The organism is Mariprofundus sp. KV (assembly GCF_013387475.1).
Classification (GTDB): Bacteria; Pseudomonadota; Zetaproteobacteria; order Mariprofundales; family Mariprofundaceae; genus Mariprofundus.
This window is the reverse complement of sequence record NZ_VWNB01000011.1, coordinates 90148-104548: the sequence shown is the minus strand read 5'-3', so window position 1 is coordinate 104548 and position 14401 is coordinate 90148. Positions and strand designations below refer to the sequence as shown.

The 14401-nt window shown below is 50.4% G+C and carries 11 protein-coding genes; 8 read left to right on the top strand and 3 right to left on the bottom strand.

Features of this window, described 5'->3' with window-relative positions:
- Nucleotides 1-126 precede the first annotated feature (126 nt).
- The 6 genes from F3F93_RS12485 to F3F93_RS12755 all read left to right on the top strand — a co-directional run bounded on the left by F3F93_RS12485 (nucleotide 127) and on the right by F3F93_RS12755 (nucleotide 10514).
- On the top strand, nucleotides 127-4830 hold the full coding sequence (locus F3F93_RS12485) for a PAS domain S-box protein (RefSeq protein WP_241697086.1): 4704 nt from the start codon (nucleotides 127-129) through the stop codon (nucleotides 4828-4830).
- Complete coding sequence (locus F3F93_RS10135) at nucleotides 4831-6054, top strand: EAL domain-containing response regulator (RefSeq protein WP_176959067.1); 1224 nt, start codon at nucleotides 4831-4833, stop codon at nucleotides 6052-6054.
- 171 nt (nucleotides 6055-6225) lie between these two features.
- Nucleotides 6226-7185, top strand: coding sequence for an ABC transporter substrate-binding protein (locus tag F3F93_RS10130; RefSeq protein WP_176959066.1), 960 nt, complete (start codon nucleotides 6226-6228; stop codon nucleotides 7183-7185).
- Nucleotides 7185-7961 (top strand): phosphate/phosphite/phosphonate ABC transporter substrate-binding protein, encoded by a 777-nt coding sequence (locus tag F3F93_RS10125; RefSeq protein WP_176959065.1) that lies wholly within the window; start codon nucleotides 7185-7187, stop codon nucleotides 7959-7961. Before F3F93_RS10130 ends, F3F93_RS10125 begins: the two co-directional genes overlap by 1 nt.
- A complete protein-coding gene (locus tag F3F93_RS10120) occupies nucleotides 7945-9720 on the top strand; it encodes an ATP-binding protein (RefSeq protein ID WP_176959064.1) in 1776 nt (591 codons plus the stop codon). The genes F3F93_RS10125 and F3F93_RS10120 overlap by 17 nt, the downstream gene beginning before the upstream one ends.
- A gap of 155 nt (nucleotides 9721-9875) precedes the next feature.
- Entirely contained in the window at nucleotides 9876-10514 is a 639-nt protein-coding gene (locus F3F93_RS12755) for a Crp/Fnr family transcriptional regulator (protein ID WP_176959063.1), read from the top strand.
- A 23-nt stretch (nucleotides 10515-10537) separates the two neighbouring features.
- Here the strand turns inward: F3F93_RS12755 and F3F93_RS10110 are convergent, their stop codons facing one another.
- The 3 genes from F3F93_RS10110 to F3F93_RS10100 all read right to left on the bottom strand — a co-directional run bounded on the left by F3F93_RS10110 (nucleotide 10538) and on the right by F3F93_RS10100 (nucleotide 11920).
- Nucleotides 10538-10894, bottom strand: a complete 357-nt coding sequence (locus F3F93_RS10110) for a hypothetical protein (protein WP_176959062.1) — start codon at nucleotides 10892-10894, stop codon at nucleotides 10538-10540.
- 102 nt (nucleotides 10895-10996) lie between these two features.
- Nucleotides 10997-11377: a S4 domain-containing protein gene (locus F3F93_RS10105; protein ID WP_176959061.1), complete on the bottom strand. Its 381-nt coding sequence runs from the start codon at nucleotides 11375-11377 to the stop codon at nucleotides 10997-10999.
- A 6-nt stretch (nucleotides 11378-11383) separates the two neighbouring features.
- Nucleotides 11384-11920: a YaeQ family protein gene (locus F3F93_RS10100; RefSeq protein WP_176959060.1), complete on the bottom strand. Its 537-nt coding sequence runs from the start codon at nucleotides 11918-11920 to the stop codon at nucleotides 11384-11386.
- Between the two features lie 163 nt (nucleotides 11921-12083).
- Here F3F93_RS10100 and prfB point away from each other — a divergent pair.
- Together prfB and F3F93_RS10090 are read left to right on the top strand one after the other, a co-directional pair.
- Nucleotides 12084-13209 (top strand): peptide chain release factor 2 gene (gene prfB, locus F3F93_RS10095; RefSeq protein WP_206675424.1). Its coding sequence is split into 2 segments (ribosomal slippage): nucleotides 12084-12158 and nucleotides 12160-13209, totalling 1125 coding nucleotides; the frame shifts between segments, so codons are not numbered across the junction.
- A 92-nt stretch (nucleotides 13210-13301) separates the two neighbouring features.
- A complete protein-coding gene (locus tag F3F93_RS10090) occupies nucleotides 13302-14363 on the top strand; it encodes a PilZ domain-containing protein (RefSeq protein ID WP_176959058.1) in 1062 nt (353 codons plus the stop codon).
- Nucleotides 14364-14401 lie beyond the last annotated feature (38 nt).

Here is a 14401-nt window from a genome sequence, read left to right as displayed (position 1 = left end):
CTTGTGGATGGATCACTGCTTTTTCGGATTGGGTTGAATGAATATTTTTATTGATCTATAGTCTAGTAAAATAGTCAGGTAATTTACCCTGGGGTAACCCCGGATATAGGTAGCTAAGGGGGATGCATGGACGAGAATATCTCTGCTGAACAAACCGCTGGCAAACAGAGTAGCCATCTGTTCGATGCCCTTAGGCGCTGGTCGGGTTTGCAGAATTCAGAGCTTTTGCTGCTGCTGTTGGCAATCTCTCTGGTCTGGTTTGCTACGGTTGTCTCCATCAAGGTTGTTCAGGTCGGGTATGATCGTGGTGTTAAAAGTGAACTGAGCACACTTCTTGCGAGTACGGATGAGTCGATTCATCTATGGAGTCGTGAGAAAAAAGCGATTGTTGAGAATCTGGCCAGTGATCACGATATTCTCGGCCTTACACAGGAACTCCTGCAAAGCCCAAGAAAGCAACAAGCCCTATTAGCTTCACCAGCCCAGGAGAAGATAAGAGCCCTTTTTAAAAGCTATCTGAAGGGCGGCAATCTGCGCGGCTTTTTTATCATCGCTCCCGACAACATCAGCCTGGCCTCATCTAGAGACAGCAATGTGGGCACCGAGAATCTGCTGATCCGGCAACCGGCCACACTGGAAAAAATGTGGCGGGGAGAGGTGGTGATGAGCCGGGTGCAGCGCTCTGATGTGCCGATGCCGAAGCAGACCGAGATTGCCGTAGGTACACGCGATTTGAATATGTTTGTTGGTGCCCCGATTCGTGAATCCGGCGGAAAGATCATCGCCCTGTTGACTCTGCGCATCGATCCGAATGAAACGCTGTTTTCCATGCTGCATCAGGCCCGGCTGGGCGAAACCGGAGAAGCCTATATTTTCGACCGGCAGGGTTTGATGCTCAGCCCGAGTCGCTTCAGGGATGAACTGGTCAGTATGGGATTAATCGGGCCGGGACAATCAACTGTTGGACGGCTCTATGTGCGTGATAACAGAGCAAACTCCAAGTCCGGCTTGAATCGGATGGCAGCCAGTGCAACGTTAGGGAAGCAAGATGTCGATCTCACTGGTTATCCCGATTATCGCGGCAAAATGGTTGTCGGCGCCTGGAAATGGGAGCAGGAGCTGGATGTGGGGATCACTGTCGAGCAGGACTACGACGAGGCCTATGAAACCCTGCTTCAGATGTTTTACCTGATCTATACTGCTGCGGCATTGTCCACGTTGACGATCATGATGATGGCGCTCTTTTTCGGTAAAGGACGAAAGCGGGTTCGTGAAACGCAGAACCGCCTTGCTGCTGTGGTAGAACATACTGTGGACAGTGTTATCGTGATCAATCACAAAGGCATCATCGAGAGTGCCAACCCGGCAGTGATGAAGGTGTTTGGCTACGCCCCCTCAGAGTTGGTCGGCAAAAATGTGAGTATGTTGATGCCGAATCCCCATTGTGATGCACATGATGGATACATCTCCCGCTTTATGGAGACCGGTGAAGCGCGTGTGATCGGTGTAGGCCGGGAGGTGGAGGCCAGGCGTGCTGATGGTTCACTGTTTCCAGCAGAGCTGACAATCAGCCGTTTTGAACTCGACTCCGGCACCCATTTTGCAGGAACACTGCGAGATCTGACCCTACGTAAAGAGGCTGAGGCTGAACTTGAAGCGGAACAACGGTTTAACGCTCAGGTTCTGAACTCTCTGGCTTCGCATGTTGCTGTGTTGAATGATATCGGTGAGATCATCTTTGTGAATGATGTCTGGCGTCGTTTTGCTTATGAGAATGGTATGCCTGAAGATATGGACCCTGTGGGTATGAACTATCTTTCAGCGACAAAACAAGCGATCGGAAAGGACTCTGAGAATGCTGATAAGGTGGCAGCTCATCTTTCCGCCATGCTGGAAAGAAGAGAGCACACCTTTTCTATCGAATACCCCTGCCATACACCGGACAAAAAAAGGTGGTTCCAGATGCTGGCGTCCCGTTTCGAATCGCGCGGAAAACCGATGATCGTGACTTCGCATACGGATATTACCGAACGACGTGTAGCTGAAGATGCGTTGCGCAGAGAAAAAGATGCTACAGAAGCGATCAACAGGACTTTGTCGATCACTCAGGCGGCTTTGGAGCGCAGTGGTATCGGTGAATTCTGGGTGGCTGCATCCACTGGCCAGCTTTTAAAGGTGAATGAACGCTTCTGTGACTATCTTGGATACACAGCTGAAGAGCTGTACGCATTGCCTGTTGAGGCCTGGGCTCCTGATTATCCTAAAGAAACATATATCGGGGCTGTTGAAGCCTTGCGAGAACAGGGGGGGGGCCGACTGGAGGTTTTACATAAAGCCAAGGATGGAACAATCATCCCCGTAGAGGTCATTATTGAGTATTACGCTTCACGGCATGAGCAAGAGGATGACAGGCTGATCTGTTTCAGTATCGATATCACTGAGCGCAAGCGTATCGAAGAGGAACTTCGCATGAAGTCTCTGGTAGCTGCCGAGACCGATAACGGGGTAGTAGTCACCGGGCTTGATCAGAAGATCAAGTGGGTCAATCCCGGTTTTACTGATATTACAGGTTATACATTCGAAGAGGTGGTCGGCCGGAAGCCGGGTGATTTCCTGCAGGGCCCAGAAACCGAGAAAGCAGCTATCCACCTCCTTGGTGATGCTATCAGAAGCCAAAAACGGGTCGAAACTGATATCACCAACTATGGCAAGGATGGCAGATCATATATTCTGCATATTCAGATTATGCCGATTCGCAATGAAGCAGGAGAGGTAAGCGAATTCATTGCTCTGGAGAGCGATGTGACCCGTCAGCGACAGGCAGAGATGGCAATCAAGCAGGCCAAAGAAGAGGCGGAGATGGCTAATCAGGCTAAATCATCATTTCTCGCTACTATGAGCCATGAAATACGCACGCCGTTGAATGGTGTGGTGGGGACCATTGATCTGCTCAACCATTCGCGACTTGAATCTAACCAGAAAGAGATGGTTAAAACAGCACGTGAATCCTCACTGACATTGATGGGGATTATTGATGATATTCTCGATTTCTCGAAGATCGAGTCTGGCCGTTTTGAGCTGGATAATGGCCCACTGGACTTACAGCATCTGGTAGAGGCATGCATGGAGTCACTGCAGCCACTTGCAGCGAAAAAACATGTCGATGTATTGGTGTTTTGTGATCCGGCCATCCCCGAAGTGGTGGGCGATTCGGTGCGCCTGCGCCAGATTCTTTATAATCTGGTTGGTAACGCCATTAAGTTCTCTGCCGATCTTGAAGGCAGACAGGGGTGTGTTGAGGTCAGTGCGCTTCTGGAACAGATGGAGGGTAACAACGCGCAGATCTCTCTGGCGATAAAAGATAACGGTATCGGCATGACTCCCGAGCAGCAAAAGCGACTGTTTCAACCCTTCGTGCAGGCAGAAAGCTCAACAACCCGTCGTTTTGGCGGCACAGGGCTTGGACTGGCTATTTCACGGCGCTTGACTGAGATGATGGGAGGAGAGATTGAACTCAATAGTCAGGCTGGCGAAGGTTCACGCTTTTCCATCAGGTTGGATATGCAGAAAGCAGCCGATCAGACGACGGACTCTTCTGAAGCGCTGAGAGGGCTGCAGGTGCTACTGCTCGAGCACAATCCTGAAGCTGTCCGGATTATAGATACCTACCTGCGTTATGCCGGAGCAGATGTTGTTCCGACGACAAAAGTCGATGCTGCTAAACGCATCAAAGGGCTTTCAGAGCGTGGTGAGGAGCCTCTGGTAGTGATCGCTTTTCAGGAGGCAGAGGAGGGATGCGACCAACTGTACGACACCCTGCGAGAGGTGGTATCCGGAAGTAGAGAGGTTCGTTTCCTTAGCGTCGGTTTCGGTAGAAGACGTTATGTGCGAGCTGTTAATGAGGATACGATGAGCATCGATATCAACGCTATGCGACGCACTTCGCTGATCAATGGCGTGGCATCACTGGTTGGGCGAGAATCACTGGATATAACTGCTCAGGAGATCGATTGCGAGCATATCGCCGAACTGCCCACCATTGATCAAGCGCGAGAAAGTGGACGGCTGATTCTGGTGGCCGAAGATAATGAGACCAACCGCAATGTGATTCGGATGCAGTTGGCTCAGCTCGGTTATGTGGCTGAGGTGGTGGAGAATGGCAGAGAGGCGCTGGAGATGTGGCGCAAGGGGCGCTATGCCATGCTGCTTACCGATTGCCATATGCCTGAAATGGATGGCTACCATTTGGCACGAACGATTCGTGATGAAGAGGCTGATGATAAGCGCCTTCCGATTATTGCTATTACTGCTGATGCGCTGAAGGGAACCGCGGAGAGGTGTTATGCTGCCGGAATGGACGGCTATTTAACCAAACCGATTTTGTTAGAAGAGTTTGCGCAGGTGATCAGCGCCTGGATGCCTGATTCGAATATCGATGAAACAGAAAAAGTGGATGATGCGGGTGATGCAGTTGGAGTTGAAGCTGTCGATGCCACTGTATTGCCGAAACTGCTGGGAAGTGATGATCCGAAAACAGTTGCTGGTTTTTTTGCCAGCTTCCTCTCCAGCAGTGAGAAGACTGTTGTGGAAATTGGCACAGCTTTTGCGAGCCAAAATGCTATGGAGATAGGCCAGTTGGCACATAAACTGAAGTCCTCAGCAAAAACAGTCGGAGCCATGCCTCTGGCGGATTGTTGTTTGGCACTTGAGCAGGCTGGAAAGGCGGGTGACATCGATGGCGTTGCTGATCGAATGGATGAATTTCAATCATTGTATCAGTCGACCACGGATTGGATTAAAGCCTATATGCGTGAACATGAGGGTGGTTAGATGAGATCAATGTTATCAGATACATCTGTTTTGGTTGTCGATGACGAGCCGTTTGTGCTTGAAACAACGGCATTCATACTTCAACGCCTTGGTTTTGAAGCGGTGTATACTGCCGAGCGTGCGCAGCAGGCCATAGAATATATCGATTCGGATCATGCATCTATTTCACTGCTGTTATGTGATCTGAATATGCCCGATGTGGATGGGGTAGAGTTGCTGCGGCTGCTTGCCGAACGCGGATTTGAAGGGGATATCGTTCTTTTCAGTGGCGAGGATAAGCGCACACTTAAAATGGCGGAGAGTCTCGCCAAAGCCAGAAACCTTTCCGTGCTTGGAGCAGTATCCAAGCCGTTGCAAGTGGACGAACTTAGCCAACTTCTTACCAAACGTGGACAGATACTGCGAAAGAGTAGTCGTCCGGCTACCCAGATGGTTGCCAAAGAGCGACTGGTTCGTGCCATTGAAGATGAAGAGCTGGAGCCCTGGTTCCAACCAAAGGTTGAAATCGCCAGCAAGCGGGTCGTAGGTGTCGAGGCACTGGTGCGCTGGCCCAACAGTGAGGAGGGGATGATTTTCCCCGATGCATTCATTCCTGTGGCTGAAGAGCATAATTTGATCGATGCGCTTACGTTTCTGGTTTTGAAAAAGTCAGCTGCGATGCAGGCTGAGTGGCAAAAGCTTGGGCTGAACCTGAAAATAGCTGTTAACGTCTCGATGGATAGCCTCTACGAATTGAGCTTTCCTGAGCGGGTTGCCAGCTACCTGAGCGATCATAATGTCGATCCATCCTCATTTCAGCTTGAGGTGACCGAAAGTCGATTGATGGAGGATCTGGTTACGCCTCTGGATAATCTTCTGCGCTTGCGCCTGAAGAAAATTTCGTTGTCGATTGATGATTTTGGTACGGGTCACTCCAACCTCTCTCAGTTGCGGGATCTGCCTTTTGATGAGCTTAAGCTGGATCGCAGCTTTGTGCAGGGCGCAGCGACTGATGAAAGGACGAGGGCTCTTCTGGAATCAAGTGTTGAGATCGCCAAAAAACTGGATATGGAGATTATCGTGGAAGGGGTTGAGACGTTAGAGGAGTGGCAACGCGTTGAGATTCTGGGGTGCGAAGTTGTCCAGGGCTATTTTGTTTCGCGTCCGCTTCCCGGGTCTGATATCCCAGCCTGGGTGGAGCAGTGGCCTGAGCAGTGTAAATCACTATTTTCTCGCGCTGCTTGATAAACACCTCTAGGACGAGGCAATAGGGCTGTTCAATTTGTCATTGAGGATGTAATTCCGAGCTGAGGAGCCTACTCAGAAATTGGACTAATTTATTTCACCATCAAAACCACATTGGCATCAATTATGCTTAACCCTTTGTATCATTTCTATCTGAATAGAGAGGTGTAGATGCAGCATAAACCAGGATGGTTTTTGGCATTAACAGTGATGTTTTTGATGACGGCCTGTTCTCAGGAGCGTCCGCTCACGGTGGCGATGCATCCATGGCTGGGTTATCAGAGTATGCCACTGGCACAGCAGGAGGGGTGGATCAGTCGTGATCGGGTAACCTTGATTCATACCAAATCCTCAACCTTTTCGATGCAGAAGATGAGCAGTGGCGAGGTCGATGCTGCTGCTTTGACACTTGATGAAGCCATACAGTTGCGTTCTCAAGGTGCAGATGTTTCTGTTATTCTGATCTTTGATATCTCTTCCGGTGCTGATGTGGTGCTGGCCCGCTTTGAGATGGAAAAGCTGATAGCTCAATCAGAGATTACGATTGGCATCGAAAGTAATGCTCTGGGCACTCTCATGTTTGCCAAATTCATCGAAATTTCCGGTCTGGATCGCTCAAAATTCAGGATTATCAATGTGACAGCTGATCAGCATGAATCCTTCTGGAACCAGAAGGGTGCAGATATGCTGATCACCTATGAACCGATGGCATCGGCACTGATCAAAAAAGGAGCGATTCGAGTTACTGACACCCGCAGCATGGCAGATGCTGTTTTTGATGTGCTGGTTGTACGAAATGATGTAATGAAGAGTATGGATAGCGCACTGCTTCATCTGCTACAGGGGCATTTCAAAGCGCTGCAGCATATTCATGGCAATCGAAACGATGCCTATTATCGGCTTGCTGCACTCACTGGGATGAGCAAAACAGAAGTGAGTGAATTTTATAACGGCATGATTCTTCCCAATTTGGATTACAATGTTGAGCTGGCAGCAGGCTCTCCGGGTCGACTGCAGGATTACTCCGAGAGGCTGGGTCAGCTGCTGAAGCGGGAGGGTTTTTTAGTCTCCCATGACACCTCTGGACTGGTGAAGAGTGAATACCTTACCCGCCTGATGAGGAGAGAGTAGTGATTCGGCGTCTTTTACTGTTGTTATTTTCGCTGTTGCTCTCTTCAACAGCATGGGCTGAGCACTATAAGATCGGTATTCTTGCCTTCCAGCCGCGAGCAGAAGCGATGCAACGCTGGCAGCCATTAGCCGACTATCTACATCAACAGATTCCTGAGCATAGCTTTGAGGTACTTCCGCTTAATTACAGTGCGCTGGATCAAGCCATTAAAGAGCGCAAGATCGATTTTCTTCTCACCAATCCCGGCCACTATGTGCGCCTGCTGCACTACCATCTGGTGAATCGGGCGCTGGCCACGCAGGTGAACCGTATTGCAGGAGAAGAGGTGGCTGTGTTTGGTGGGGTGATATTCACGCTGGCTGAACGAAGTGATATCTCCAATCTACAGAGCCTTGCCGGCAGATCCATAGCTTCGGTTGATCAGGGGTCTCTGGGAGGCTTCCAGATGCAGGCCTATGCGTTGTATGAGGCAGGCATTGAAACAGATGAGCTGAAGATGTTATGGACGGAGATGCCGCATGACAGGGTGGTAGAGAAGGTGCTGCAGCGGGAAGCCGATGCAGGATTTGTACGGACAGGGGTGCTGGAACGGCTGATTCGCAATGGCACTGTCGATGCCCGGCAGATCAAAATCATCAATCGTCAGAATCTGACTGGCTTTCCGCTTCATGCTTCTACGCATCTCTATCCCGAGTGGCCGTTTACAGCGCTATCTCATATGCAAGAGGGAGTCATCCGAGAAGTGACCGGTTGCACTGTTGACCCTGCCGCATGACGGGCCTGTTGTGCAGCAGATGCGCCTGCACGGCTTTAACGTTGCTGCTGATTATGAACCTGTGCGCGATATTCTCAGGGACCTGCGACTGCCACCCTATACCGAGATACCCGGATATTACTGGAGTTATCTCTGGGAGGATTATCGTTGGTATATTGTAATCGGAGTAGTTGTCGTTCTGGTAATCCTGTTGCTAGTGGTGCGGCTGCGTCTGGCCAACAGAGGGCTGCAAGAGAGTGAAACCCGCTACCGCACACTGGTGCAGAATATCCCGGGTGCAACCTACCGCTGTAACAATGACAGGGATTGGTCGATGAGCTTTATCAGCTCGGAGATTGAATCAATCACCGGTTATGCAACTGCGGATTTCCTGAACAACAGCGTCAGGAGTTACGCCAGCATCATTCATCCTGATGATCAGGCAATGGTTAAACAGCGTGTGGCTGAAGGGATAGAAAAGTGTCAACCATTTGCGATGGAGTATCGAATTCTCAATAGCAGAGGCGAGATCCGCTGGGTCTATGAGAAGGGACAGGCGGTTTTTAATGATACCGGTGAGGTGAAATGGCTTAACGGTACAATCATGGATCACACCAGAGAAAAAGAGCTGGAGGATGAACTGATCGAGGCGCGCAAGATGGCATCTCTGGGAACCCTGGTGGGCGGCATTGCCCATGAATTTAACAACACACTGGCGGGTATGACCGGTCAGCTCTATCTGGCGAAAAAAGAGGTGCATGTTCCTGCTGTAACCAAACGACTTGAAGCGATTGAAGGGCTCTCGTTTAAAGTGGCAGGCATGATTAAGCAGCTGCTCGCCTTTGCTCACAAAGATCTGGTTCAGATGCGCTCTGTCTCGCTCTCATCCTGTGTGAAAGAGGCGTTGAAGCTGAACAGTGTTGTCACACCTCCCAGGGCGATATTCAGACAGGATATCAGCAGTGACGAACTGATTGTCAGCGGTGATCAGGTGCAGCTGCAACAGGTCGTGATTAACCTGATTCGTAACGCCTGTGATGCTGTTGCAGATATTGATGGTGGTGAGATTTCTGTGCTGCTCGACTTTTTTGAAGCGGATGAAACATTCCTTGCGAGGAATGAAGGTGCCACAGCGCACGGCTTTGCACATTTGAGAGTCTCAGATAACGGAGTGGGTATTGCAGAAGAGGATATGGATAAGGTGTTTGACCCGTTCTTTACCACCAAGGCGATAGGGAAGGGGACCGGCCTTGGCCTCTCTATGGTCTATGGTGCAGTGAAGGGGCATGGCGGCATCATCGAGATTAATAGTGAGTTGGGCAGTGGAACTCAGGTGCATATCTATATTCCTCTGCACGGTGAGAAAGGCTCAGAAGCTGAACAGCAGCAAAGCACCGAGATCGTGCAGGGGGCTGGTGAGACGATTCTGCTGGTTGATGATAACCTGTCTTTTCTGGAGACCAACAGGGATATTATTGCATCGATGAATTACCGTGTACTCACTGCTGACAACGGCGTGAAAGCGTGTGAGTTGTTCAGAGAGAAGCAGCATAAGATTGATCTGGTGATTACCGATCTGGTGATGCCGTTGATGGGGGGTGTTGAAGCAGCTGCAGTGTTCCGCTCTATTCAACCGGATGTGAAGATAGTTTTTGCAACCGGTTATGATCGCAATGAATCACTGCTGCAGGGTGAGAAGATGAGTGGTGAAACGATCATCTTCAAACCATTTGAGATTGAGAAGATGAGTGCAGTTATTCACCATCAACTTCATCATTAACCGGGTGGCTGGTTCTGCAGAAGTGATGACTGTAGACATGACAGCTTTACTTCGGCTTACTTTGGGCCAACAATTTCACTTGCTGGGAAGGTATATTCTACATAGGGGATAAGGGTGAAAACTTCAGCCCTTAACATGGTGGGAAGAGCACAATTGTGAGTAATCCGAAATTTAATAGCGAAGATTTTCAGGGGGCGCCTGAAATCAGTGTGAAGAAAGGTGCCTGCCTGATCTACAGGGGTGAGGCGAGCCAGAAGATCGCATACTTTATTGTCTCCGGCAGTGTGGAGGTGAAAACCGAGTGTGTCGATGGCACCCAGCTTCTGCTCTACAAGCTTGGCCCGGGTGAGCTGTTTGGTGAGCTGGTGTTTATGGGAGTCAGTGAGCGTACAGCCAGTGTCTATGCGGTTGAAAACGCAACATTGATCAAGATCAATGAAAACAGCTGGCAGAAGTGCATGCAGAACCCTGAGTTTCTTAAAAAAGTGTACGATATTCTTCTGCATCGCTTTATTGAGACCACCGAAGTGGTCAATCGACTTGGTCAGTCCACAGTGCTGCATCGACTCTGCATCTACCTGATCTCACTGCCCCAGTGGCGTCAGAGCGACGCCGATGTTATCCGTGTGACACTGCCATCCAACGCCAAGCTGGCAATGATGGTGAACTGTACCCGAGAGCGCATGTCGGCGGTGATGCGTCATTTCTACAACTCCGGGGTAATTGAGAAAGTTGGTTCTGATGGCGAGGTGCTGTTATCGCATGCGCGCCTGTTGGAGATGACTACGGGTTAAGGCTTCACTGCCGTCTTTTGTTTTCACATGGTTTGAAGTGCAGTTGTCTTTTCTTTTATTGTTTTCAACAGCATTCCGGGTACAAACGGTTTTTCCAGAAAGATGGTCTCATGGGGGATATCTGCTGGACGGGTGCTGGAGATCAGGATGCAAACGCCCGGTTTCAGGTGTGCTTTGACCTGTTTGATAAATTCGGATCCACTCATGCCGGGCAGAGAGTAGTTGCAGATGATGGCCCTGACATGGTGATTACTGAGAAAACCCAGATCGTTGATGGCCTCTTCTGCAGATCTGTAGAGCACGCTGTTGTCTGCGATGCTCAGCAGAACATCCTTCAGTGCATTGCCCAGATAAAAGTTGTTTTCAATAATAAGAACCAAGCACGCTTCCCCTTAACATAACATCGGTTACTTTGTGCGGGGAACGATAGTTAATGGTGATCGATATAAGGCGTGAACTATTTCACACTTTGCAGAGACGGTTTAATCTTCACGTCTTACAAAGCGGATAATCTGACGGCGGGCCTTTTTATCGGGGCGTTTCTTCGGGGCAGGGGCAGTGGCGGCATCGAATCGATGCAGTTCGCGCAGCCTCTCTCTGGCTTTCTGGCTCTCTTGGCTCTCTTCATAGAGCGATTGCGCGATGGCAGCTGAGCCGCGTTTTTCTGCCAGAGCGGTAATGGTGATGGTGAAGCTCTCCTGGCCGCGCACGATGGTCAGTTGATCACCGCATGAGACCTGCCTTGAGGGCTTTAACCGTTCTCCATCCATCTGCACATGGCCGCCATTGACCATCTCGGTTGCCAGCGTTCTGGTTTTAAAGAAGCGGGCGGCCCAGAGCCATTTGTCGATGCGTACAGCCATGAATAGTTACTTGGTCGTTGTGAGCGTCACTTCCAGTGAGCGCTCGCCATCAGAGATCAGGGTGATGCCATCCTGTATGGTGAATTGCAGCTGCATGGTTCGCTGGCTGAAGGCTGCCAGCTTGCTCATGGCGGCATCATCGACACTGACAATACTCAGGTTATCAAAGCGTTGTGCTTTACCCTTGATCTTATCCCACCAGGTCTGGGCACTGTTGCGGTTGTAGGTGTAGATGATCACCCGATCTGCACGGCCACAGGCACGGCGAATACGCTTCTCATCGGGCTGACCAAGATCAATCCACAGCTCAATCTCATCACTGTAGTTTTTCTGCCACAGATCCGGTTCATCTTCCGTGCTCAATCCTTTGGTGAAACTGAGCGTGTCACTGGCATGCAGCGCGAAGGTGAGGATGCGCAGCATCATGCGTTCATCATTCTCGGAGGGGTGACGGGCGATGGTCAGGGCATGGTCGTTGTAGTAGTTGCGATCCATGTCGGTGATCTGCAGTTCAGCTTTGAATATCGTCGATTTAATGGCCATGGCGGCTTCTAGGCCAGATGCCGTCTTTGAGCAAGTATGAAGTGACGGAGTAGCCGACTCTGCAGAGCATGCATACGCTGTCAGTCGCATGGTAGTTGATTTGATACTGTGAATATGTACCTTCCACCTCCTTTGATAAGTGAGCTTTTTTTGGAGTTAAATGATGGGCATTGAAGATCAGATTGCAGGATTCAGAACGCGGGCGGAAGATTACAGCAAACGTCTTGATGCCATGCGGAGGTCACTTTGACGTTGAAGCCAAAGAAGAGGACCTGCGCGAGTTAAACGCACGCATTGAAGACCCGACCCTCTGGGACAATGCAGAACAGGCACAGCGACTGATGCAGGAGCGTGCACGTGTTGAAAAGGTGATCAACGAGTATAAAAAAGCAGTTGATGAGCTTGATGATGCCTCCACCCTGTTTGAGATGGGTAACGACGAGGGCGATCGGGACTCCCAGATTGAAGCCGTTGAGATGCTCGATGCTGTGCAGCCGCAGATTGAAACACTTGAGCTGGCTCAGATGCTCGGTGGTGAAACCGATGCTGAATCGGCATTCCTTGATATCAACTCCGGTTCAGGTGGCACCGAGGCTCAGGATTGGGCTGAAATGCTGCTGCGCATGTATCTGCGCTGGGCTGAGCGTAAAGGATTTAAGACAGAGCTGATGGAGTGTACTGCCGGTGAAGAGGCGGGCATCAAATCGGCGACCGTCTCGATTAAAGGCGAGTACGCCTACGGTTATCTCAAAGCTGAGATCGGTGTGCATCGTCTGGTACGTAAATCGCCTTATGATTCCGGTAATCGCCGCCACACCTCCTTCTCATCCGTATTTGCCTACGCGGATATCGAGCGTGAGATCGATATTGATATCGATCCCTCTGATGTGCGCATTGATACCTACCGTGCCAGTGGTGCCGGTGGTCAGCATGTCAATAAAACCGACTCGGCCGTTCGCTTGACCCATATTCCGACCAATATCGTGGTGCAGTGTCAGAATGACCGCTCCCAGCACAAGAATAAGGCCGCGGCATGGAAGATGCTGCAGGCGCGTCTCTATGAGCGTGAGATTGAGCTGCGCAACTCTGAGAAGCAGGCGCTTGAAGATACCAAGACCGATATCGGCTGGGGTCACCAGATTCGCTCCTATGTGCTGGATCAGTCGCGCATCAAGGATCTGCGAACAGGCATGGAGACCGGCAACACACAGGCCTTCCTTGATGGTGATATCGATGCCTTTATTCAGGCTGAACTGATGGGGATCCGCAGAGGTGATGGCAGCGAGTAGCCTCCTCCGCCGGACTTTGCCCGCTGTTATGGCATGGCCTATGCTCTGAATTGTAGCCAACAGGCAGCTGGAGAAGGCAGAGTCATGTTATTATGAATGATCACGAAAAGATGCTGAAGATAGTTATCCAGAATCTGGAGCATGAGCTGCCGGCTGTTCATCGTTCAACAATTGAACAGGTGGCCAGGGTGATTCTCGGTGAAGATGTTGAGAAATCTATGGGGAGTCTGGCCGTTGCGCTGCTGCAATCCAATGTCTCTGTGGGGCATATTCTCTCCGCACTGCTGCGCTGTGAATGGCTGAGTGTGCAGCATCTGATTGAGACAACAGATCCGGGAAATATCAAACAGCAGGTAAAGATTTTTTCTGACTGTGTCGACCATTTTAATGTCCTCCAGACAGCCATTATTGATGCCGCTGATCAGCGCTGGCAGGGGGTGCTTGATAAAGAGGTGAAGCTCAGGGTCGTAGCCGAGCTGCGAAGGCGCTGGCGGGAGACAGGTGAGGTTCATCTGCACAACTACTTTGATGAGATTCCGGTCTCCGCCAGAGTTGATTTCAAAGAGTACAATAAAGGTTATATCTGGGTCTCCATGACCCGTGATCTTGTCACCATGTTTGCCGCCTCTCCCGATCTGAGGACGGCATATATCACCAGCCCGGATCGTGCTCACAGCCTGATTATCAGGGGTGTTAATAAAAGCGCCGATAGAATCATGCTGGAGATCGCCGGAGTGGAGGTGAGCCTGAGGGAGCGCAGGCGGGATGTGCGCGTCAAACTGACCAGACAGCTGCCGATTACTCTGACCCATCGTGATCAGGTGATTGAAGCAAGTATTGTTGATATCTCATGTACCGGTGTTGGCGTAAAATTTCCCGATGAGGGTATTTCACTGCTACACAATGAAAAAGTGGGGCTCCAGTTTCAACTCGGAAGCGAGTTGATGAAGGGTGATGAGGCGGTGATCTGCTGGTCGCAGGAGATTCATGGCGAGCACCGTGTTGGTATAAACTTTAAACCGAAAACGATCAGGCGTGAGACGGTCTATCGATTTATCTTTGTTCAGGAGCAGGCAATTATCGGGCGTCTGAGAAAGCTTGAAACACCATCGTGGATGAAGGATCCGATAGAGCTTCGGGATCCGGATGAATAAAAAAAAGGCGCCTCATCGAGGCGCCTTTTTAATTTCAG

Excerpts from the sequence above, each read along its gene's own strand:
- F3F93_RS10130 (WP_176959066.1), top strand. The coding sequence starts at position 6,226 with ATGCAGCATAAACCAGGATGGTTTTTGGCATTAACAGTGATGTTTTTG.
- F3F93_RS10105 (WP_176959061.1), bottom strand. The coding sequence starts at position 11,377 with ATGGCTGTACGCATCGACAAATGGCTCTGGGCCGCCCGCTTCTTTAAA.
- F3F93_RS10135 (WP_176959067.1), top strand. The coding sequence starts at position 4,831 with ATGAGATCAATGTTATCAGATACATCTGTTTTGGTTGTCGATGACGAG.
- F3F93_RS10090 (WP_176959058.1), top strand. The coding sequence starts at position 13,302 with ATGAATGATCACGAAAAGATGCTGAAGATAGTTATCCAGAATCTGGAG.
- F3F93_RS10100 (WP_176959060.1), bottom strand. The coding sequence starts at position 11,920 with ATGGCCATTAAATCGACGATATTCAAAGCTGAACTGCAGATCACCGAC.
- F3F93_RS12485 (WP_241697086.1), top strand. The coding sequence starts at position 127 with ATGGACGAGAATATCTCTGCTGAACAAACCGCTGGCAAACAGAGTAGC.